Origin of the sequence: Pseudovibrio sp. W74 (genome assembly GCF_001623085.1) — a bacterium.
In the GTDB taxonomy this organism is placed as follows: Bacteria; Pseudomonadota; Alphaproteobacteria; order Rhizobiales; family Stappiaceae; genus Pseudovibrio.
In genome coordinates, this window is the sequence record NZ_LMCJ01000004.1 from 38,649 (window position 1) to 60,648 (window position 22,000).

The 22,000-nt window shown below is 51.8% G+C and carries 18 protein-coding genes and 1 tRNA gene; 15 read left to right on the forward strand and 4 right to left on the reverse strand.

Annotated features, from left to right (window positions below):
- Positions 1–3 precede the first annotated feature (3 nt).
- Positions 4–807, reverse strand: coding sequence for a bifunctional demethylmenaquinone methyltransferase/2-methoxy-6-polyprenyl-1,4-benzoquinol methylase UbiE (gene ubiE / locus PsW74_RS03380; protein ID WP_057463091.1), 804 nt, complete (start codon positions 805–807; stop codon positions 4–6).
- 108 nt (positions 808–915) lie between these two features.
- On the opposite strand from ubiE, the gene mutM reads away from it, so the two are divergent.
- The 10 genes from mutM to PsW74_RS03430 all read left to right on the forward strand — a co-directional run bounded on the left by mutM (position 916) and on the right by PsW74_RS03430 (position 10,834).
- On the forward strand, positions 916–1,818 hold the full coding sequence (gene mutM, locus PsW74_RS03385; RefSeq protein ID WP_063286332.1) for a bifunctional DNA-formamidopyrimidine glycosylase/DNA-(apurinic or apyrimidinic site) lyase: 903 nt from the start codon (positions 916–918) through the stop codon (positions 1,816–1,818).
- A gap of 123 nt (positions 1,819–1,941) precedes the next feature.
- Positions 1,942–2,886, forward strand: a complete 945-nt coding sequence (locus PsW74_RS03390; RefSeq protein WP_063286331.1) for an L-lactate dehydrogenase — start codon at positions 1,942–1,944, stop codon at positions 2,884–2,886.
- A gap of 201 nt (positions 2,887–3,087) precedes the next feature.
- A complete protein-coding gene (gene gndA / locus PsW74_RS03395) occupies positions 3,088–4,515 on the forward strand; it encodes an NADP-dependent phosphogluconate dehydrogenase (protein WP_063286330.1) in 1,428 nt (475 codons plus the stop codon).
- Positions 4,516–4,678: 163 nt separating this feature from the next.
- On the forward strand, positions 4,679–5,323 hold the full coding sequence (locus tag PsW74_RS03400; RefSeq protein WP_057463095.1) for a GntR family transcriptional regulator: 645 nt from the start codon (positions 4,679–4,681) through the stop codon (positions 5,321–5,323).
- A gap of 201 nt (positions 5,324–5,524) precedes the next feature.
- Positions 5,525–6,307 carry a DeoR/GlpR family DNA-binding transcription regulator gene (locus PsW74_RS03405; RefSeq protein ID WP_063286329.1) on the forward strand — a complete coding sequence of 261 codons (783 nt, stop codon included), beginning with the start codon at positions 5,525–5,527 and terminating at the stop codon, positions 6,305–6,307.
- Complete coding sequence (locus PsW74_RS03410; protein ID WP_063286328.1) at positions 6,304–7,395, forward strand: ABC transporter ATP-binding protein; 1,092 nt, start codon at positions 6,304–6,306, stop codon at positions 7,393–7,395. Before PsW74_RS03405 ends, PsW74_RS03410 begins: the two co-directional genes overlap by 4 nt.
- 61 nt (positions 7,396–7,456) lie before the next feature.
- Positions 7,457–8,746 (forward strand): ABC transporter substrate-binding protein, encoded by a 1,290-nt coding sequence (locus PsW74_RS03415; RefSeq protein ID WP_063286327.1) that lies wholly within the window; start codon positions 7,457–7,459, stop codon positions 8,744–8,746.
- A 77-nt stretch (positions 8,747–8,823) separates the two neighbouring features.
- A complete protein-coding gene (locus PsW74_RS03420) occupies positions 8,824–9,702 on the forward strand; it encodes a sugar ABC transporter permease (protein ID WP_057463099.1) in 879 nt (292 codons plus the stop codon).
- Positions 9,699–10,556: a carbohydrate ABC transporter permease gene (locus tag PsW74_RS03425; RefSeq protein WP_063286326.1), complete on the forward strand. Its 858-nt coding sequence runs from the start codon at positions 9,699–9,701 to the stop codon at positions 10,554–10,556. The genes PsW74_RS03420 and PsW74_RS03425 overlap by 4 nt, the downstream gene beginning before the upstream one ends.
- A gap of 83 nt (positions 10,557–10,639) precedes the next feature.
- On the forward strand, positions 10,640–10,834 hold the full coding sequence (locus tag PsW74_RS03430) for a hypothetical protein (protein WP_063286325.1): 195 nt from the start codon (positions 10,640–10,642) through the stop codon (positions 10,832–10,834).
- Between the two features lie 39 nt (positions 10,835–10,873).
- Here the strand turns inward: PsW74_RS03430 and PsW74_RS03435 are convergent, their stop codons facing one another.
- On the reverse strand, positions 10,874–11,272 hold the full coding sequence (locus tag PsW74_RS03435; protein WP_063286324.1) for a hypothetical protein: 399 nt from the start codon (positions 11,270–11,272) through the stop codon (positions 10,874–10,876).
- Positions 11,273–11,297: 25 nt separating this feature from the next.
- Positions 11,298–13,148, reverse strand: a complete 1,851-nt coding sequence (locus PsW74_RS03440; protein WP_063286323.1) for a glycerophosphodiester phosphodiesterase — start codon at positions 13,146–13,148, stop codon at positions 11,298–11,300.
- Positions 13,149–13,583: 435 nt separating this feature from the next.
- On the opposite strand from PsW74_RS03440, the gene PsW74_RS03445 reads away from it, so the two are divergent.
- From PsW74_RS03445 to PsW74_RS03465, 5 genes are all read left to right on the forward strand, one after another.
- Entirely contained in the window at positions 13,584–14,852 is a 1,269-nt protein-coding gene (locus tag PsW74_RS03445) for an imelysin family protein (RefSeq protein WP_063286322.1), read from the forward strand.
- A gap of 129 nt (positions 14,853–14,981) precedes the next feature.
- Positions 14,982–16,526, forward strand: coding sequence for a di-heme oxidoredictase family protein (locus PsW74_RS03450; protein ID WP_082830464.1), 1,545 nt, complete (start codon positions 14,982–14,984; stop codon positions 16,524–16,526).
- The gene (locus PsW74_RS03455) at positions 16,526–17,623 is read left to right on the forward strand and encodes an imelysin family protein (RefSeq protein ID WP_063286321.1); all 1,098 of its coding nucleotides are present in this window, start codon (positions 16,526–16,528) and stop codon (positions 17,621–17,623) included. The genes PsW74_RS03450 and PsW74_RS03455 overlap by 1 nt, the downstream gene beginning before the upstream one ends.
- On the forward strand, positions 17,613–18,776 hold the full coding sequence (locus PsW74_RS03460) for a DUF1513 domain-containing protein (RefSeq protein WP_063286485.1): 1,164 nt from the start codon (positions 17,613–17,615) through the stop codon (positions 18,774–18,776). The genes PsW74_RS03455 and PsW74_RS03460 overlap by 11 nt, the downstream gene beginning before the upstream one ends.
- 113 nt (positions 18,777–18,889) lie before the next feature.
- Positions 18,890–18,966, forward strand: a tRNA-Arg gene (locus PsW74_RS03465).
- 201 nt (positions 18,967–19,167) lie between these two features.
- On the opposite strand, the gene PsW74_RS03470 is transcribed toward PsW74_RS03465, so the two are convergent.
- Positions 19,168–21,954 (reverse strand): bifunctional aconitate hydratase 2/2-methylisocitrate dehydratase, encoded by a 2,787-nt coding sequence (locus PsW74_RS03470; RefSeq protein WP_063286320.1) that lies wholly within the window; start codon positions 21,952–21,954, stop codon positions 19,168–19,170.
- Positions 21,955–22,000: the final 46 nt, after the last annotated feature.

Below are 22,000 nucleotides of genomic sequence, written 5' to 3' on the forward strand. Positions count from 1 at the left end.
TGGTTAGATTTTCCAACCGGAGTGAAGTGCAGCGATACCGCCAGTGTAGTTTCGATAGGTGACACGCTCAAAACCTGCATCACGTATCATCTGCGCAAAACGTTCCTGATTTGGAAACTTGCGGATAGATTCTACAAGATAGCTGTATGGGTCTCCGTCACCTGTCACCGCCTGCCCGATTTTTGGAATGGCGTGGAAGGAAAACAGATCATAGACCTTATCAAGTGCTGGCACGTCTACCTGTGAGAACTCAAGGCACATGAAGCGACCGCCGCGTTTAAGCACACGGTGAGCCTCTTGCAGTGCTTTTTCGATTTGTGGGACGTTACGGATACCGAATGCGATGGTGTAGGCATCGAAGTGCTTGTCCGGGAAAGGCAGCTCTTCTGCGTTCCCCTGAATGAACTCGATGTTTTCTGAAAGGCCAGCAGCGCTTGCACGGTCTTTGCCGACACCCAGCATTGATCCGTTGATATCGCAAACGGTTGATTTGATTGTCCGGTTAGAACGCTCAACAACGCGAGTTGCGATGTCTCCAGTCCCACCAGCCACGTCCAGATGTCGCCATTCACGGGCGCCATTCTTTGGTGGGTTCATGCTGGACACCATCGCATCTTTCCAGAGACGATGCATTCCACCAGACATGAGGTCGTTCATCAGGTCATAGCGGGACGCCACTTTGTGGAAAACATCATCCACCAGATCCTGCTTTTCACCTTCGCGAACTGTGCGAAACCCGAAGCTAGTTGCCATTTCAGTCGGGTCTGTTACGGATGCCTGCTCAGGGGTTGAGAACTCACGCGCCATAATCAAATCACTCCATTTCGCGGGCGAACATAGTACAGCTTGTTACAAAGCGCTATTGTTGAACGTAATCTTTGCCCAGCAGCAAACCACTGTACCAACGGATATCTTATGCCTGAATTACCGGAGGTTGAAACAGTCCGTCGTGGACTAGCACCTTTTTTTGACAATGCAACAATTTGCAGAGTTGAACAACGTCGACCTGATCTTCGTTTTCCTTTTGGCGATGATTTCGTAGATCGCCTGGAAAATCGCAGAGTTGTTTCCTTCAGCCGCCGTGCGAAATATCTATTGCTTGATCTGGACAGCGGTGATGTTTTGGTGATGCACCTTGGCATGTCGGGTTCGTTCCGCTGGATCGAGACTGCTGACCAAGAACCAACACAAACCGTTGAAATGTATCATGCAAAAGGCAAACATCCTCAGCATGACCATGTGATTTTCCATGTTCGCCCAGCTGATCAGGAGACGATCGTAAAGATCATTTATAATGATCCGCGGCGCTTTGGATTTATGGTGCTCATTCCTCGCAGCGAGCTGGCGACACACCCGATGTTTGTCGATATGGGGATCGAACCACTTGGCAATGAGCTGGATGGAGCCTACCTCGCCAAGCTGTTTGAGAACCGGAAGACCTCTCTTAAAGCAGCTTTGCTCAATCAGAAGTTCGTCGCAGGACTGGGTAACATTTATGTGTGTGAAGCACTCTGGAGAACGGGGTTAAGTCCTTTCAACAGCGCATCCACACTTGCGGGCAAATCCGGCAAGCCGCTCAAAAAGGCCGACGAGCTTTCCAAGCATATTCGGGAAGTCTTGCAGGAAGCGATAAAATCCGGCGGTTCTTCCTTGAAGGATCACCGGCAAGCGGATGGTTCTCTCGGATACTTCCAGCACAACTTCTCTGTCTATGATCGCGAGGGGGAAGCTTGCCGAACTCCCAAGTGTGCTGGCGTCATTGAACGGAAGGTCCAGAATGGGCGCTCAACATTCTTTTGTCCGAAATGCCAGAAGTAAGCATGCGAGCTGATATGTCACGCTTGAGGGAATTGCATTCCCTAGAGCAACTGTCTAGGAGACAGGCATAATATTATAAAAGCCAGCAGGATGCCCTGCAAACGGCGAGAAAAGGATGGCCCTATGAAAATCGGTGTAGTTGGTGTTGGCGCTGTTGGAAGTACTGCAGCCTACGCCATGGCCATGAACGGTGTGGGCAACGAAATTGTGCTCGTCGATTACAATCCAAAACTCGCTATTGCTCAAGCTGAAGATATTCTTCACGCGACCCCGTTTGCACGCCCGATGAGTGTTATTGGCGGCGATTACAGTGACTTGAAAGACGCTGCCGTTGTTGTGATTGCGGCTGGTGTTAACCAGCAACCGGGTGAAACTCGGATTGAGCTGTTGGCACGCAATGCTGGTGTGTTTGCAAAAGTCATTCCTGAGGTGCTGAAGTATGCACCAAATGCAATCCTGATCATCGCAACCAATCCGGTTGATATCATGACTCAGGTTGCGACCGAGATTTCTGGTCTGCCGCGCAATCGCGTTATCGGCTCAGGGACAATTCTGGATACTGCACGGTTCCGTACTTTATTGGGTAAACATCTGGGAATTACGCCAACTTCTGTTCACGCGGACGTGCTTGGTGAGCACGGCGACAGTGAAGTGCTTGTCTGGTCTGGCGCCAAAGCTGGTAATACGCCATTGTTTACCTTTGCCGAGCAGATCAACAAGCCAATCACTCAAGATGTTCGTGACCGCATTGACCATGGTGTTCGTTACGCTGCCTATTCGATCATCGAAGGCAAGGGTGCAACCAACTACGGCATTGGCGCAGGGCTCTCCCGCATCGTGAAGGCTATTGCGACAAATGAACATGCTGTCATCAGCCTTTCCATCGTCAATGAAGAGATTGTTGGCGTGAGGGACACGGCCCTTTCAGTGCCGCGAGTGCTGGGTGCTGATGGTATTGAAGCGACCCTCTTCCCTAGTATGGATGAGTTGGAACGCAGTCAGCTGCAAGCGTCCGCAGTGGCGTTGGAAACGGCAGCAAAAGAAGTGCTTTCCAAACACCTGAAATAGTGCTGATCCCGCAAAAGCTTTATTTCGGCAGTTTTATTAGGCTTTTGCGGAATTTCCTTATTCTCACCTTGGCAAAAACCTGTTTTTCACCTATGCCACAGACCTAGTTTCTGATGCACAAGCGCATACAATCGCCAAGTTAGCTATTGGATTAGGTTTGTTGCGCGCGTCTGTGCACCACTTGCAGCGCGGAGAGTATTGATGACACAGGCGGATATCGGCCTTGTTGGACTAGGCGTCATGGGAGCCAATCTGGCTCTTAATATCGCAGACAATGGCTATAAAGTAGCGGTGTTCAACCGTACTGCAGAGGGAACCCAAGCTTTCATGGAGAAGGCTGGACACCTCAAAGACATGTTTATTCCCTGCTACAGCACAGAAGAGCTGGTAGCGAACATCAAAGCCCCTCGTCCTATCATTTTGATGGTTCCCGCAGGCGAGCCAGTTGATCAGCAGATTTCTGTTCTGAAAGACCATCTGAAAGACGGTGACATTCTGATTGATGCAGGCAACAGCGACTTCCACGACAGTAATCGCCGCTACAAAGAACTGGCCGACACGCCATTCACCTTTGTTGGCATGGGCGTTTCTGGTGGCGCGGAAGGCGCTCGCTTTGGTCCATCCATCATGGTTGGTGCTTCTGAAGCCGCTTACGGGCGTATCGAACCTATCCTGAAAGCGATCTCAGCAAAGCACAATGACGAACCTTGTGTTGCTTTGATGGGTCCTGAAGGCGCTGGCCACTTTGTGAAGACTTTGCACAACGGCATTGAATACGCTGACATGCAGATGATTGCTGAAGTGCACGAAGTGCTCACCGAGACCCTTCACCTGAGCATTCAGGAGCAAGCAGAGATCTTCTCCAAATGGAATGAAGGCCCGCTGGCGTCTTACCTCATTGAGATCACCGCAAACGTTATGGGTGTGATTGATGAGGAGAGCGGCAAGCCAATTCTGGATGTTATTCTGGATACTGCTGGTCAAAAAGGCACTGGTCGCTGGTCCGCTGTCGAAGCGCATCTGCTTGGCGTTCCGGCAACTGGTATTGATGCAGCTGTTGCAGCGCGTTGCATGTCTGCAAGTCGCGCACTCCGTCAGGAAGTTGCAGAACTATACCCGCAGTCTGATGCAGTGCTGACTTGGGAACTCAAGCAGGAAGGCATTGATGCCTGTGAACGCGCTCTGATTGCAGGTAAAATTGCAGCCTACGCTGAAGGCTTTGCTGTGCTGGCTGCTGGCGGCAAGGAAAACGGCTGGGATCTGCCAATGGGTGACATCGCTCGCATCTGGCGTCAGGGTTGCATTATCCGCTCACGCTTCCTGGATGAAATTGCGCAGGCATATGATGAAAATCCTGACCTGAAATCTCTCTACCTGGCTCCTGCTATTGCTGAACGTATGAAAGATGCTGTTCCTGGTCTGCGCGATATGCTGAGCTTGAGCATCACCAACGGCGTGCCTACGCCTGCTCTTTCAGCAGCGCTTGGTTCGTTTGACATGATCCGTCAGAAGCGGACTGCTGCCTATGTGATTCAAGGTCAGCGCGACTTCTTCGGTCAGCATGGCTTTGAACGCACGGACAAAGAAGGCTCCGGCTTCCACGGCCCTTGGCCTGCTGGTGGCGCGTAAGCCAGATACAACTTAGGCATGCTAGTTATTAACTAGGCTGTGCTATGCCTGATTGAAATTTGATACAGAAACTGGCAGGACCCCTATGTGGCCCTGCCCGTCTTTAAGAAGGCTGGCATGTAGAAGCTACAAACTAAGCCTTTACTAATCCCGGGAATAAGATGTGACTGCCAATTCACCCAATGGAGCTGAGATTTACCGCCGTCTCATTAAAGCGATTGAGAGCCGTGAGCTGAAACCCGGCAGTCGCTTGAGAGAAGCTGAACTGGCAGAGAAATTCGGTGTCAGCCGCACACCTATCCGGGAAGGCCTGAAGCGCCTTGAGGCACAAGGGCTTGCTGTTCATGAACCGAACCGCGGCATGGTCATTCCTAGTCTGGACCATAACCAGATCAGCGAACTGTACTATCTGCGAGAAGTGCTGGAAGGAACTGCTGGTCGCCTAGCTGCGCAGCACGCCTCAAGCGCTGAGATCGAAATTCTGCAGGAAATGGTCGAGTCCGACATGCAGAACCTTGCGGATGCGGAGCGCCTGATCAAGACCAACCGTGAGTTCCATCGCCGCTTCTATCTCGCTTCCCACAACCGTTATCTGGTTGAGCAGATTGATCATATGCGCCTATCTTTGCTGCTGCTCGCGGGCACTACCCTGACGGATGATGACCGTCGTCGTCTAGCGATTGAGGAACATGCTGAGATTGTGGATGCAATTTCCAAGCGAGATTGTGACCGTGCAGACAAAGCTGCACGTCACCACATCGCAGAAGCCCATAAGGCTCGCTTAAAATTCTTCACTCAACTCACCTGAGTCTTATCAAAATCTGGATGATTTGGGGCGCGTTCTGCTAACAGGACGCGCTTTTTTGTTTAAGTGAGTCGGTATAAGTACCTAGAAAACTAGCCAAAACAAGCTTCACTTTTATTAGTCTGAGATATCACATAAGTTTCATATGAACATAGTAGACGTTCATATGAACAGCATATTTGCAGATTGAAGCAGACTTTTGTGATGGAAACAGCGCTCAGTACAAGACAATCAGAGATCATCTCTCTCGTGCGGTCCAATGGTTTCGCGAGCGTAGACTCGTTGTCGGAGCAGTTTGCGGTTACCACCCAGACGATCCGTCGAGACATAAACCGCTTGAGCGAACTGGGGCTTTTGAGACGGGTTCATGGTGGCGTAGAGGTTCCGGCAAACCGGGGCAACATCACCTACAAAGCCCGAAAGATCCTCAATTTTGAAGCAAAGAACGCGATTGGGAACTCTGTTGCAGAGTACATCGACGATGGTGCAACACTTGCTTTTTCCATCGGCACGACGCCCGAGATTGTTGCAGAAGCACTTGATACCCATGAGGGGTTGAAGATCTTCACGAACAACATGAACGTAGCCATTGCAGCACTACGGAACACTTCCAGCGAAGTTACGATTGCAGGAGGCCGATTGCGTCATGGCGACCTAGACGTTCTTGGTTCAAGCGCGGAAGGTTTCTTCAAAAACTACAAGTTCGACGTCGGCATCTTCGGCGTTGCTGGCGTGGATAGCGATGGCACCCTCCTCGACTTCAACGAGGATGAAGCCACTGCCCGTCAGGCCATTTTGGCGAACTGTCGTCAATCATTTCTTGTTCTGGACCATTCCAAGTTCGGTCGCCTCGCCCATGTTCGCGCTGGCTTTCTGACTGATGTTTCGAAGATCTTTTGCGAAGAAACTCCGCCAGCTTCAATCCTTTCAATAATTGAGAAGTCATCTGCAGAGCTCGTAATCTGCAAACAGGAGCCTACTCTATGAGCAACCTGAACCATCCAGCTCGCCTAGAACTCTCAAACCTGACCAAGTCCTGGGGAGACTCAACAGCAGTCAACAATGTCAACCTGTCCGTGAATGGTGGAAGTTTTACGGTTTTGTTGGGGCCTAGTGGATGCGGCAAATCCACGACATTGCGCTTGATTGCCGGGCTGGAAGAAGCGACTTCCGGGCAAATTACAATAGGCGGGAGAGATGTGACTTATCATTCCCCCGCCCAGCGCGATATCTCTATGGTGTTCCAAAACTATGCGCTCTTTCCGCATATCTCTGTGGCTGAAAACATTCTGTTTGGGCTCAAAGTGCGCAAAGTAGGCAGAGCGGAGCGGGATGAGCGGCTGAAGACTGCAGCTGATCTTCTCGGGATTTCTCAGTTGTTGGACCGGAAGCCATCCCAGCTCTCTGGAGGGCAGCAACAGCGGGTTGCTCTAGGCCGCGCCATCGTTTCACAAAAGCCTGTTTGCCTGATGGATGAGCCCCTCTCCAACCTTGATGCCAAGCTTCGTCAGGAGATGCGCGTAGAGCTGAGAGCACTACAGCAGCAGCTTGGGCTGACAATGGTTTATGTGACTCATGACCAGACAGAAGCCATCACCATGGCCGATCAGGTGGTGCTGATGAACAAAGGTGAGGTTGAGCAGGTTGCAACACCAAAAGTGATCTATGAGCGCCCTGCCAGCGTGTTTACAGCGCGCTTCATTGGTACTCCGCCGATGAACATTGTGGAGCTGGATAAGGTTCGTTCTGTCACCCCTGTCACGGCTCAATCCCTGCTGCCTGATGCACCAAAAGGATGTTTGCTGGGCCTGCGCCCGGAGGACATCAGATTAACTGGTGAAAACGGCGTTCCGGCCCAGGTGATAAGCCTTGAATACATGGGGGCAGATACGCTGGCTAATTGTTCTGTTGGCGGTGAAAAGCTGCTTGTTCGCGTGAAAGGCAGCACCGAATTGAGCCCGGGGCAGAACATTGGCCTGGCCTGGGATAATAAAATTCCTGCAAGTTTTCAGAGAGATACCGGCAAGCGCCGGGAAGAATTCAAGCCGGTCGAGGTGCAATTCGAGCCGGCTTGAAAAACGCGCATCAGCGCATTGGAGTGCCCCAATTACTAGGGCAATTTGAGGATATAAACCTATGAAATCCATTTTCAAGTCTTTAGGTCTGGCAGCTTCTGTTGCTGCTCTATCCCTTGGTACTGCGATCAGCGCTCATGCGGTTGATCTGCAATTCTATTTTCCTGTGGCTGTTGGCGGTACAGCTGCGACAACAATTGAAGAACTGACAGCAGAATATGCGGCTGCTCATCCTGATGTGAATATCCACGCTGTTTATGCCGGTTCTTATCAGGATACTGTATCCAAAGCACTGACCGCAGCGCGTGGCGGCAACCCTCCGCAGCTCTCTGTAATCCTGTCAGTCGACATGTTCACTCTGATCGATGAAGACGTGATCATTGCGTTTGATGATGTGGCAAACTCTGACGAAGACAAGAAGTGGCTGAACAGCTTCTATCCTGCCTTCATGGAAAACTCGCAGACTGGCGGGAAGACTTACGGTATTCCATTCCAGCGTTCCACTCCAGTTCTCTACTGGAACAAGGAAGCCTTTAAAGCGGCGGGTCTGGATCCTGAAAAAGCACCTGCAACATGGAAAGAAATGGTTTCCATGAGCCAGAAGCTGATCAAGAAAGACACTTCCGGCAACGTCACCCAGTGGGGCGTGCGCATTCCTTCCTCTGGTTTCCCATACTGGCTGTTCCAGGGCCTGACCACCGAGAATGACGCTATTCTGGCGAACGCTGAAGGGAACAAGACCAACTTTGACGATCCAAAGGTTGTTGAAGCTCTGCAGTACCTTGTCGACCTTTCTGGCAAGCATGGTGTGATGGCTCCAGGCATCATCGAATGGGGTGCTACTCCAAAGGCCTTCTTTGAAGGCAATACCGCTATGATGTGGACCTCCACTGGTAACCTGACCAACGTGCGCAACAACGCTCCGTTCGATTTCGGCGTTGCTATGTTGCCAGCCAACAAGCGTCGCGGCGCACCGACCGGTGGTGGTAACTTCTACATCTTCAAAGATTCCAGCGATGAGCAGAAAAAGGCATCTGTAGACTTCGTGAAGTGGATCACTGCTCCGAAACAGGCTGCGAAGTGGTCTATGGCGACTGGCTACGTTGCGCCGTCTCCAGCTGCTTGGGAGACTGACGAGATGAAGGCTTATGCAGCTGACTTCCCGCCAGCACTCGTTGCTCGTGAGCAGCTGAAGCACGCCGTTGCAGAACTCTCCACGTACCAGAACCAGCGCGTGACCCGTGTCTTCAACGACGCCCTGCACGCTGCAATCACCGGTAAGAAAACACCGGAAGAAGCCCTGAAAAGTGCCCAAGCAGAAGCGGACCGTATTCTTTCTGAGTACCGCTAAACCACATTGATTTCGCATGACCCAGCGAGGCGCAGCCGTTCTATGCCTCGCTCCAGCATTTTCCAAGAGGTTGCCCGATGACCAGACGTATGCAGTGGATTTACGCGTGGCTTTTGCTCACTCCAGCAATGGTGATGTTGTTCGCGTTTACCCACTTCCCGGCCATCACCACTATCATCAATAGCTTCTTCTCCACTCCGCGTGGGCGCAGGCCAGCTAAGTTTGTTGGATTGCAGAACTATGAGGAGTTGATGGCGGACCCAACCTTCTGGAAAGTGCTGGTCAATAACCTTTGGTATGCGATGGCAACCATTCCAGCTTCTATCGGCATCTCCCTGCTGATGGCCATCTGGGTGAATGACAAGCTCAAGGGACGTAGCCTTGTACGCATGTCGTTCTTTGCGCCGACCGTGTTGCCTTTGATCGCGGTCGCAAATATCTGGCTGTTCTTTTATACACCGGGCTTTGGGTTGATCGACCAGATCCGCATGGGCGTCTTCGGGCTTCCCGAGAACTCATGGCTGGGCCAGCAGGAAACAGTGCTGATTTGCATGATGGTTGTGACTATCTGGAAAGAAGCCGGGTTCTTCATGATCTTCTATCTGGCAGCACTACAAGCTATTCCACCCTCCTACAAAGAAGCTGCTGATATTGAAGGGGCAAGTCGTTGGACCTTCTTCTGGAAAATCACATGGCCTTTGCTTATGCCAACAACTTTGTTCGTATCTATCAACGCTGTTATCAATTCTTTCCGTCTGGTGGATCACATCTTCACCATGACAGGCGGAGGGCCAGATAACGCATCGTCTTTGCTGCTCTTTTATATTTACGAGGTCGCCTTCAAGTACTGGCAAACCTCTTATGCCGCCACGCTGACTGTCGTGATGCTGGCGCTTCTTTCGATCATTGCGATCGGCCAATTCTTCTTCATGGATCGTCGGGTGCACTACAGATGAGCGACTTATCTCTTTCCAACACTGTTGAAGCAACACGTCCACGCCAGTTCGATTTTGACCGTGCTCTCAACACGTTCGGAGCATGGACACTGGCGATCTTATGGGCCCTGCCTCTGCTCTATGCGATCTGGACTGCATTCCATCCAGCAGCTTATGAAGCCAACTTCGAGTTGTTTGCACCGCTCACTTTGGAGAACTTCACTAAAGCCTGGTCAGCAGCTCCATTTGCTCAGTACTTCCTGAACACGGCCATGCTGGTGACGATCATTTTGATAGCGCAGTTTGTTTTGGGCACTCTGGCAGCTTATGCCTTTGCACGCTTTGAGTTTCCCGGCTCAAATATCCTATTCACTCTGGTGCTTTTACAGCTGCTTGTGATGCCGGATATCCTGATTGTCGAGAATTACAAGATGATCCGAAACCTTGGCCTGATAGACACCATCGTAGCAATTGGCTTGCCCTATATGGCATCTGGGTTCGGAATCTTTCTTCTGCGACAGACATTTAAGACTATTCCGCGAGAGTTAGATGAAGCCGCACGCGTTGAGGGCGCCGGACCTTTAATAGTGCTCTGGAAGGTTTACGTGCCGCTGGCAATTCCGACCTACCTCGCTTACGGGCTTGTTTCAGTCAGCCACCACTGGAACAATTTCCTCTGGCCTCTGATTATCACCAACTCGGTAGAGACGCGTCCCGTCACTGTTGGGCTTTCTATCTTTGCCGCGGTTGATGGAGGTGTGGAGTGGAGCGTTATCAACGCAGCAACGCTCATGACATCAGGTCCGCTGTTGATCGCTTTCCTGCTGTTTCAGAGACAATTTGTGCAGAGCTTCATGCGCGCAGGGATTAAGTAGGGAAATCGTAATTCTTACCCCTCAAATTTAAGTGAAATAGGTGACCTTTAAGGAGGTTCACGACAGTTTTTTGAGGGGAATGAATGAAACTTACCGCGATAACAGCCAGTATCTTTACAGTATTACTCGGAATTTCTGGGTGTGCCGTGGTTTCAGTCGGGGGAGCTGCGGTCTCTGTTGCTACAACTGCAGTAACAACAACTGCAAAGGTTGGAACAAGTGTCGTAGGAGGAGCGGTGGATCTTGCTATTCCGGACGATAACGAAGATGATGAGTAATAGGCCTGTTACTTCAGGTAGATAGCGTAGTATTTCAGATTAATCTACGCTAACGGTATCAGTACTCGCCAAAACCACTTCTATTGCGCGATGTAACTCGGACATTTGATCTTCATCGAGAACTTCAACGAGCTCACTGCGCGTTTCGACATCCAGTTGCTCAAGTGAAAACTTGTCAGCAGGAAGCTCCACGAGAGGTTCTGCACTGGCAGAAATCGGCAGAATTGGGCTATCCAGGCGCTCTGCTTTGACACGAGCATCTTCCAAAATGACATGCACGAGGCCACGGCGGTCGTCAGGGAGGTTAACCTCGGCAACAATCGCATTGACAGTGTCGCGGTCTCCCAGCAGCAATACTGGCGGCTTGGAAGTCGCAGAATTGGTCATCGAGAGGGCAGTCAGCAACGCGCCCATAAACACTACTAGAAGATACGGCATATACTAGATTCTTACGGTCTAAGTGTCAGTTCAAGCTCAGATTATACAGGACAGAAGTATGAAGTAATAACCGCTCGAACTGGTTCATTTCTTTATATTCTTCCAAGGTGTTACGCGCCAGTGCAGGATCATCCGTGATAATTCCATCTACGCCCATGGAGATGTAGCGCAACATGGTAGACGGATTGTTAACCGTCCAGACGAAAACCTGCTTACCGGTCTCTTGTGTTCTTCTAATGAAGTTCAAAGAGGCGGAGGCGGAGGAGACGGCTACGAAGTTTCCTTTGAGTTCGGAGAAATTACCGATAGATGTGGCGGTAAGAAGGCCGATGTTCCAATTTGGTTCTAATTTTCGCATTCTTGTGAGGGCTGATCGCTCTAACGACATGATTGCTATGTCGTTTTCCATGTCAGCCTGCGTGATGATGCGGGCGACCTCGTTTTCGAGGTGTTCGTTGCGGCTGCGGGGATAATATTTGAGCTCGATGAGGAGAACTGCCTTCCCCCTCACAATCTCAAGTGCCTCGCGAAGCGTTGGGACGCGTTCACCCTGGAACTCCATCCCAAACCATCCGCCCACATCGAGAGCCTGGATTTCTTCCAGTGTCAGGTCCCAGACATTGGCTGGCTTGCTGATCAGGCGCATGAAGTCGCTGTCGTGGGCGATGACCACGGAGCCGTCCGCGGCTTCCTGAACATCGACCTCAATCCAGTCGGCTTTGTCCTCAATTGCTCGCTCCAGCGCTGCTATGGTGTTTTCCGGCGCGTGCGCGGAGGCCCCGCGGTGGGCGATGATCAGGACATCTTTTTGCGGCAGATCAGCTGAGACCCAATACGTCCCTGTCAGCACCACGATGGTTCCGACCACTCCAATGAGAGCGGCAAGGCGCATAGGTGTCAGTGGGTTGGCCCACTTACTCTCCAGCTTTGGCGTATGCGGCACCTCGGAAAACGTGTGCCCTTTTCCATCGGCAACGAACAAAGCTGCCTTGAAAAGCAACGCCATAGTGCCAGACATCACGCCACTGATCAGCGTATTGCCCACCAACAGAAGCACGACGAGGCTGCCCAGGATCGCTGCCAATGTCTCGGGGGAGCTCTCCCCAAACGAAATGGCGTAGGAGCCGATCAGTTCCAGCGAGATCAGGAAGAACGCATGGATGAGGATGTCCAGAAGCAACCACAGCGAGACGGCACCTGCAAAGACAGGACGGAGGCCACGCGAGAGGAACCGGGCCCGCGAAAAGGCGGAGCCAACAGGATGATCTCTCAGCACCACGAGCGGCAAAGACAGCCCCCAGACGAGGATCGCGTAGAGTGGCATAACGATAACCAGTGCCACCCCAATTCCGATGAAGAAGGCAGCCATCCAGAACTCAACGGGTTGAAACTGGAGGTAGTAGCTGAAGTCATGCTCTTGCAAAAAGATCAGTATACTCAGTGCGATAATGACAAGACCTGGGATCATTGCCATCACTAAGCGTTGTGTCAGCCGCCATGTAAACATACCAAGGCGGGGAAACATGCTGAGCGTTGAGAACAGAGCATTACGTGCAGCAGGGAACGCGCTTTCCTGCCTGTCCAGCACCGCGAGCAGAGCGACCTGCTCAAGCAGTGCCATGGCGATGAAGACGACGACAAAGAAGAACGCACCGAGCAGCCCAATCGGCGACAGAAAGAAAGACGCGATCTCATAATCGGCCAGCACCGCATTGCCGGAAAGGCCAATAACGAAGTTGCCGATACCAGCAACAATAGGTGTGATTGCAACTGCACCGAGAAAAACGAAGGCATAGTGAACCAGCAGCAAGCGAAATGCGTTTGCTTTCCAGCCACGAAGTATCAATTGAGCAAGCGTGTTTAATCGAGCTGCCATACCCTGTTCTTATCGTTGTTGGTGCAGACAGACTGGCTGATTGATGCCAATTAAATGCAATGTACCTGAAGAAGGTTCCGTAAGAGCGCATAGGTGCTGCGAAGTCAAGATATGCCAAACAAACGGTAACAGTTGAGCCGGGGATTCGCGTATTTTCCCAATATTATCCCATTTATTTATGCGAATGATTTGCAACTGCAAAAGTGCGGAAAAGCTTTTAATGACAATAAGTTGCAACTGAAACTCATATTTAGAAATACTCTAAACTACTGAAAGTGCACGTTTTTAAACTTGACAACAATAGTCAGGAATATGAAATAGCCGCAGTTTTCTCACGCTTTAGGGCGTGACAACATTTGGCAAACTGAATTCGTGCAGCCCGGATTTTCCGCTCGCAGCGCGAGGCGAATTCACTGCACATTTAAGGGGATTACAATGAGCTTTATCCGTGGCGCTTTGCTCGGCACTGTAGCACTCGGCAGCCTTTCTACTGTTGCTGTCGCTGCAACTCCTTCTGACGTTCTTGCAACCTACGGCGACATCGCCCAGGCAGCGTTTGAAGACTCTCTGACAACTGCGAGGACCCTTCAGGGTGCAGTGGACGCGCTTGTCGCAGAGCCAACTGAAGACAACCTGAAGGCCGCACGCCGCGCATGGATTGCAGCTCGTAACCCATACCAGCAGACAGAAGTTTACCGCTTTGGTAACGCGATCGTTGATGACTGGGAAGGCAAGGTCAACGCCTGGCCGCTTGACGAGGGTCTGATCGACTACGTTGATGGTGCTTACGGCAATGAGTCCGAAGAGAACCCGTTTTACGCAGCGAACATCATTGCAAACACTAAATTGACTGTTGCTGGCGAAGAAATCGACGCCACCGAAATCACCCCTGCGCTGCTTGCTGAACAGCTTCAGGAAGCTGGTGAAGTGGAAGCAAACGTTGCGACCGGTTACCACGCAATTGAATTTCTGCTGTGGGGACAAGATTTGAACGGAACGGGGAAAGGTGCTGGCAACCGTCCTGCTTCTGACTTCGACACTGCAAATTGCACCGGCGGCAACTGTGAGCGCCGTGCAGACTACCTTCAGGCTGCAACGAAGCTGCTTATCACCGATCTGGAAGAGATGGTTGCAGCATGGAAAGCCGACGGCGCAGCACGTAAAGAGCTGGCTGACAAAGGCGAAGCTGCAGGCATCGCAACCATCCTGACCGGCATGGGTTCCCTGTCTTATGGTGAACTGGCTGGTGAGCGCATGAAGCTCGGCCTGATGCTGAACGATCCTGAAGAAGAGCATGATTGCTTCTCTGACAACACCCACATGTCTCACTACAACGACGTGGTTGGCATCAACAACGTATTCCAGGGTAAATACACCCGCGTTGACGGTTCTGTTGTTGAGGGTGCTTCCCTTAAGGACTTGCTTGCAAAGGCAGATTCCGCTGTTTCAACTGAGCTGGAAGGCAAGCTGAATGCTTCCCTCGGCACCTTTACAGCCATGAAAACCCGCGCTGAAACCACTGAATCCTATGACCAGATGATTGGTGAAGGAAACACAGAGGGTAACGCAGTGGTACAGGCTGCTATCGATAGCCTGGTTGACCAGACATCTTCCATTCAGCGCGCTGTTCAGGTGCTGAAGCTGGAAAATATTGCATTCGAAGGCTCCGACAGCCTCGACAACCCTTCTGCAGTATTCGAATAAGATATCCAGTCCCGCACGAGACACCTCGTGCGGGACTTATCCCCCTCGCCTTTTGTTTGCGTTGTTATGTGCGTTCATTTGCGTGTTTTAGCGTTTTTGCGAAGGCCTATGTAAATACAGGCACCCGTTATGCCAGGAATGGTTCCAGCCACACTTCGCCGTCGTGCAGGAGTGATAGCCACTACCACCGCTTTTACCAGCTTCCTCATTCCCGCCGCTTCTGCTGTTGATCTGAACCAGCGTACCGATCTCAGTGACGGGGATAAAGCGAAAGTCAGCCGGGTTTTGAAGGCACCGACTGATTTCTCCAAAGCTGAAAATTTTGAGTTGATGCAAGCGGGAAAAACAACGACCCGGAAGCCTCTCAATCGCGCTGTCTTTACCTACCCAAGTGCTAACCTCCCTTTCGAGCAGCATCAGGACTTCCGTCTGGGTGAGAGCCTGTTCCAGAAATTCTGGGTGTCGACCCCGAGTTCTACGCGCGCCTCTGACGGTCTTGGCCCGTTGTTTAATGCCCGCGCCTGCGAAAGCTGTCACCCGAAAGCAGGGCGCGGGCGCCCGCCGGTTGATGACGAACGCCCAGTTTCCATCTTCATGCGCCTCTCAGTTGCCCCTTCCACGCCGGAAGAGCGGGCTCTGATTGAGAGCGGTGAAGTGCCTCTCCTTCCCGAGCCGACCTATGGTGGCCAGCTGCAGAACTTTGGCGTGCCTGGCGTGCCCGGAGAAGGTGAGATGAAGATCACCTATGAAGAGATCAAGATTGATCTTTCTGAAGGTGAGACCGCCTCTTTACGCAAGCCAACCTACACTATTGAAAATCTGGCTTATGGACCGATGTCTGAGCATGCGCTGATTTCGGCTCGTGTTGCACCGCCAATGATTGGCCTTGGCCTGCTGGAAGCGATTGCAGACACCGACATCACCTCTCAGGCTGATCCGGAGGATGCTGACGGTGATGGCATTTCTGGCCGTGTAAGCTGGGTGAACCCTGCTGACCCTGACACCAAGCAGGTTGGCCGCTTTGGCTGGAAAGCCCTGAACGCGACCGTGCAATCTCAATCTGCTGGCGCTTTTGCAGGCGATATCGGCATTTCGACACCGTATGACCTGCGCAATTATGGAGATTGCACTGAAGCCCAGACGGCGTGCTTTGAACAGGCGCATGGTGAGCAGGAGCATCTTGGTGTTTCAGAGGCGCCAGATCCGGTTCTGGACCTTGTGGTGTTCTATTCTCAAAACCTTGCCGTACCAGCGCGTCGTAATGCAACTGACGCCCAAGTGCTTGCTGGGAAAAAGGTATTTTACGAGACAGGTTGCGCAAGCTGCCATACGCCCAAATATGTCACCAGCCGCACAGCTGAAAATCCTGAGCATCAGTTCCAGCTGATCTGGCCTTATACAGACCTGCTGTTGCACGATATGGGCGAAGGTTTGTCTGATGGTCGTCCAACAGGTTCTGCCAGCGGAAATGAATGGAAAACACCGCCGCTTTGGGGTATTGGACTGACAGAAACTGTCAATAATCACAGGTTCTTCCTGCACGATGGACGTGCACGTGGCCTGCTGGAAGCTGTGCTGTGGCACGGCGGTGAAGCAGACGCTGCCAAAACCCGTGTAGTTGAAATGCCTGCTAAGGATCGAGCTAATCTGATCCGGTTCCTGGAGTCTCTTTGATGCAGTTTAAGCGTGCTGTCACTCTCAGCCTGGCCGTTGCCTCGGCAATTGTTGTCTCTACGCCCTCTTTTGCGGCTGATACCACTGACTATGCTCAGTTCCCGCGCTCCAGCGTAGTGCAGTATATTCGCCCGGCGACCAAACAGCTTGTCAGCGCGCTAAGCGACCTTGAGAAACGGACTGGTGATTTGTGCACCAGTTCCACGACTGAAAGCACCACTGCCTTTAACGAGGCTTTCAGCAAATCCGTCGCCGCACTCGCTGGCGTTGACTTTTTACGCTATGGGCCAATGGCGCAGGACAACCTTGCTCAGCGCCTCGCCTTTTTGCCGGACAGTCGCGGTGTGGTGCGGCGCCAGATCAACAAGGTGGTTGCCAAGCAGAACCCTACCGTTCGCGATCCCGCTTCCCTTTCTGTCAAAAGCGTTGCCTTGCAAGGGCTGACTGCTCTTGAACGCATCTCTTATGCCAGTGATGGCACTTTGACGCTTGGTTCTGGCAAGGACGCTGTTTACCTTTGCGATTATGCCGAGAGCATCAGCATCAATCTGGTTGGTGCCGGATTGGAGCTTGAAGCCGAATGGGCTGATCCTGACGGTTTTTCCAAGGTGCTTCTGGAGCCAACCAAAGGTGGCGGTGTGGTGCACACCCACAAAGAAGCTGCGGAGATGGTGTTCAATGCCATCACCACGGGTCTGATTGTCGACAAAGATCAGTATCTGCTTGTTGTGCTTGGCAAGACTGAGAAGAAGGCCAATCCGAAGAAAGCTCCATTTGCCCGCAGCGGTAATGCTGTCACTTACCTTTCAGCCAGCCTTGCGGGTTTGCAAGGCGCTTTGAATGCAGGTGGCTACGCAAAGGTGCTGGAAGACGAGCAGGACTGGGTAGAAAGCTCGCTGAACTTTGAATTTACCAATGCGCAGCGTGTGCTTGCGAACTTGCCAAAACCACTTCAGGACACTGGCAAAGAGCCAGAGGTGCGCGAGCAACTGCGTTATCTCATCACCATTATCGATGGCATCAAGATTGTGATGGCAGAAGACCTTGCTGGCTATGTTGGCCTTGCAGGAGGCTTTAATGCGCTTGATGGCGACTAAGCCCCTTGCTCTGAGCAGACGGCAGTTTTTAACCGGCCTTGCTGCCTCTGGTATTGCCTTAAGTGCCAGCAGTTCTCTGGCTTTTGCCAATGGCCTGCCTTTTACTGAGGCCGCAGACCTGCAACTGTTTGCCAGTGCTTTGCGTACACCAACGGGCAGTTATGCTCTTGCTGTGTTTAGCGAAGATGGCGAGGTGCTGTACCAGACAGCGTTGCCGGATCGCGGGCATGCCATTTCCTTTGACCGCAACTCTATGCGCCTGCTGTCCTTCGCACGGCGGCCCGAGACCTTTGCGGTGCTTGCGGACCTGACGGGTGCGCGAGAGCCGGTTGTTTTCACATCACCAGAAGATCGTCATTTCTATGGGCACGGGGTATTCTCCCCCGATGGCCGTTTGGCTTATGCGCCGGAAAATGACTTTGCCAACGTGCGCGGTGTGATCGGCGTTTATGATGTTTCCGGTGACCAGCCAAAGCGGATTGGCGAGTTCGAGAGCTATGGCGTTGGTCCGCATGATTTGCTGATGTCTCCGGACGGCTCGCAGCTTGTTGTTGCCAATGGCGGGATTGAAACTCACCCGGACATGGGCCGCGAAAAGCTGAATCTGGACACGATGAAGCCCACTATCGCTTTCATCAACACAGCAACAGGTGATCTGCTTGCCAAACAGGCTTTGAGCACAGACCTGCACCAGCTCTCCCTGCGCCACATGAGCTTTGACGGCAATGGCGATGTATGGGTCGGCGGACAGTTTCAGGGCGCGAAAGACGCAACGCCTCCACTAATGGTGCATCTGGGGCTCGACAAGCCTGCAAAAGCGCTGGAAATGCCGTTGGAGATCACAAAAGGCCTGCAAAACTACATTGGCAGCGTAGAGATGAACCGCTCCGGCGACGTAATCGCAGCCTCCTGCCCACGCGGCGGCAAAATCCTCTACTGGGATGTGGCACAGCGCTCCTTCATCGGCTACCACCAGCTCGCAGACGGCTGCGGTGTGGCCCCGCTGGACGAGGAAAGCTTTGCGATGACTGACGGAAACGGCGCCATCAGCTTTGGCGGAACCGAGGATGGTGTGGCCCGGACCATCAGCCAGAGCGCTGGCGTCAGCTGGGATAACCACCTGACACCACTGGGTATCTTGCAGGAGGCATAAGCTCTCCCCACGCCTTTCCACATTTTCGAGGGTTGTTGTAATTGGCGCATTGCAGCGCGGCTTAGGATCGGGTAAAGACTACAACATCTCAAGGGCACCCACGCCCGACACAGGCACCCGTAGCTCAGTTGGATAGAGCGCTGCCCTCCGAAGGCAGAGGCCATAGGTTCGAATCCTATCGGGTGCACCATTTACCTTCTCATACATTTAGTGGCCGAAGTTTAGCGAGTAAGTTGATAGACTTATTTGCGCTTTTTGGCGTTTTTGAAAGTTGATGCTGCCATTAATTTCAAAGAACTCACTACATCTTCAATGGCCTTGCTCTGCAAAAAGAAAAGCGGGCGATGTTTGAGACCGCCCGCTTTGTAAATGCTTTCGCTGAAGTCAGCTCCTAGAAGTGAACTGACTTCGCAGCAGCAGGCTTCTGGAGTGGTGGGGCGAACTTGGTGAGGTCGATGCCTTCCACTGCTGCCTTGTACTCATCCATGTTTGGAGTTCTGCCGAGGATGGCGGAAAGAACAACAACCGGAGTGGACGCCAGCAGGGATTCACCCTTTTTCTCAGAGGAATCTTCTACCACACGGCCCTGAAACAGGCGGGTAGAGGTTGCCAGAACGGTATCACCCTTAGCAGCCTTCTCCTGGTTACCCATGCAAAGGTTACAGCCAGGACGCTCCAAGTACATAATGTTTTCGTATTCGGTACGTGCTGTTGCTTTTGGCATCAGATCGTCGAATTCGAAACCGGAGTACTTCTGCAAGATCTCCCAGTCGCCTTCTGCTTTCAGCTCATCAATGATGTTGTAAGTAGGAGCTGCAACAACAAGCGGCGCATTGAACTCGACTTTGCCGCCGTCTTTCTCAAGATTCTTGAGCATCTGAGCAACAATCTTCATGTCGCCTTTGTGCACCATGCAGGAACCAACGAAGCCCAGATCAACCTTCTTGTCGCCACCGTAATAGGAAACAGGACGGATGGTGTCGTGGGTGTAACGCTTGGAAACGTCATCATTGTTTACGTCAGGATCAGCGATCATTGGCTCATCAATCTGATCCAGATCGACAACAACCTCAGCAAAGTATTTCGCGTTGTCATCAGGTGTCAGCGCAGCTTTCTCGCCAGACTTGATTTCTGCAATGCGCTTGTCTGCCTTATCGATCAGGCCTTGAAGGACTTTGGCATCATTTTCCATGCCTTTGTCGATCATGATCTGAATGCGGCTTTTCGCAATCTCAAGTGATTCAACCAGAGTGTCATCCTGAGAAATACAGATGGAAGCTTTTGCCTTCATCTCTGCAGTCCAGTCGGTGAACGTGAACGCCTGGTCAGCAAGCAAGGTTCCGATGTGAACCTCAATAATGCGGCCCTGGAACACGTTATCGCCAAACTGCTTCAGCATCTGAGACTGTGTTGCATGCACCACATCACGGAAATCCATGTGATTTTTCATGGTGCCTTTGAAAGTCACCTTCACAGATTCAGGGATCGGCATGGTGGCTTCACCAGTTGCCAGTGCCAGCGCCACGGTGCCAGAATCTGCACCAAACGCAACGCCCTTAGACATACGGGTGTGGCTGTCGCCACCGATAATGATCGCCCAGTCGTCAATGGTGATGTCGTTCAGCACCTTATGGATCACGTCTGTCATGGCGTGGTAGACGCCTTTTGGATCGCGCGCGGTGATCAGGCCAAACTTGTTCATGAACTTCATGAGTTTTGGAATGTTAGCCTGCGCTTTCAAATCCCAAACAGATGCAGTGTGACAACCGGACTGGTAAGCACCATCAACAGTTGGAGAAATGACGGTTGCCGCCATGGACTCCAGTTCCTGTGAGGTCATCAGACCAGTGGTGTCCTGAGAACCAACGATATTCACCTTCACACGAACGTCAGAACCAGCATGCAGAGTTGCACCCGGAGTGGCGCCAACAGCATTGCGGTTGAAGATCTTCTCAACAGCAGTCAGGCCCTGACCTTCATGAGAGATCTCTTTGGCCGGAGCAAAAGCGGACTTCAGTTCAATGCCAAGTGTTTCAGATGCAAAAGTCTGCAGCTTTTTACCAAACACAACAGCATAGGAGCCGCCAGCTTTCATAAACTCAACTTTTTGAGGTGTGAACGCGGAAGAAACATCAACCAGCTCTTTATCACTGTCATAAAGCTTCTTGGTTTTAGTGTTGATGGTGAGCACCTTACCAGTCTCAACTGAGTAGGTCTGCTCAAGAACAGGATCACCATTTCCATCCAGAACGGTGTTGCCATCAGCATCTTGTTTTTTGACCCAATTTTTCAGATCAAGCCCGATACCACCGGTCACGCCAACAGTGGTCAGGAAGATTGGAGAAATGCCGTTGGTGCCAGCAACAATCGGCGCAATGTTCACGAAAGGAACATATGGGCTTGCCTGTTTACCAGCCCAAAGCGCAACGTTGTTTACGCCAGACATACGGGAGGAGCCAACGCCCATGGTGCCTTTTTCAGCAATCAGCATCACGCGCGCATCAGGATTTGCTTTCTGCAGTTCCTGAATTTCCGCCTGTGCTTCAGGTGAGATCATGCACTTGCCGTGTAGTTCACGGTCAGAACGGGAGTGTGCCTGATTGCCAGGAGAAAGAAGGTCGGTTGAGATATCGCCTTCACCTGCGATGAAGGTCATGACTTTGATTTCTTCGTCTACATCAGGAAGTTTCGTGAAGAACTCAGCCTTTGCATAGCTTTCCAAAATGTCTTTTGCAATCACATTACCTGCTGCAAAAGCTGCCTTCAAACGCTCGGTATCTGCCTCATACAAGAACACCTGGGTTTTAAGGACATCGGCAGCCTGTTGCGCAACAGTCGCGTCATCGCTAAGCCCCAGGTCAAGAAGAACCTCAACAGAAGGGCCACCCTTCATGTGAGACAGCAGTTCAAAAGCAAAGGACTGAGAAATTTCCTCAACAACAGAGTCGCCAAGAATGATCTCTTTCAAAAACTTCGCCTTTTCGCCAGCTGCGCTGGTTGTGCCTGGCAAGGTGTTGTAGATAAAGAATTTAAGGGAACCGTCTCTGTGTTCGTTACTGAGATCTTTAATCTGCGAAATGATCTCATTCACAAGTGCGCCATCTTCAATCGGCTTGGGGTTCAAACCCTCGGCTTTTCGAGTGTCAATCTCATTCAAGTAGTCAGTGTACAAGCTCATGATTATTCCGACGCATTTGTGTTAGACGATTTATGTTTGGTGTATC